The 542-nt window shown below is 45.4% G+C and carries 1 protein-coding gene; it reads right to left on the bottom strand.

Annotation, left to right across the window (positions count from 1 at the left end; translation table 11 throughout):
• The coding region (locus tag A3756_RS04470) for an N-acetylmuramoyl-L-alanine amidase (RefSeq protein WP_156490265.1) at positions 1-542 on the bottom strand (542 nt) is incomplete at both ends.

Here is a 542-nt window from a genome sequence, read left to right as displayed (position 1 = left end):
CAACCCATACATTATCAGAGCGAAGCCGATTCAAACGACGAAGCTCTGTAAGCGATACATCATTGCGCATCGCAATATGGGAAAGGGTATCACCTTTTCGAACAACATACTTCTTGAAATTCGTGGCTTTTGATTTAGTGCTTTGAGCAACACTTTGGTTCACTACACTATTGCCACCCTTATTCCATGCCAATAGCGTTCCCGGAGGTGGCGCGTCATTAAAGTAAGCGAGAATTCCGCCCTTTATCGCCTTGGCCATTTTCCGCTGATACTTTGACGACTTTAATCTCTTGGACTCTGCCGGATTTGAAATAAATCCTGTCTCAACCAATATTGATGGAATATCTGGTGACTTCAACACCACAAAACCTGCCTGCTGAACCGAACGCTTATGCAAACGAGCAACATTGCCCATGGAGCTTAATACCTTACTACCTACGCCTAAACTCGCTTTTAAACTTGCCGTGGAAGAAAGGTCCAAGAGTACGCTCGCTAGAACGTCATCCTTGTCTTCCAAACTTACACCACCCACGCCGCCTATT

It is taken from the genome of Oleiphilus sp. HI0086, from assembly GCF_001635225.1.
Note: the sequence above shows the minus strand (reverse complement) of the source record. Positions and strands in the feature narration are given on the sequence as shown.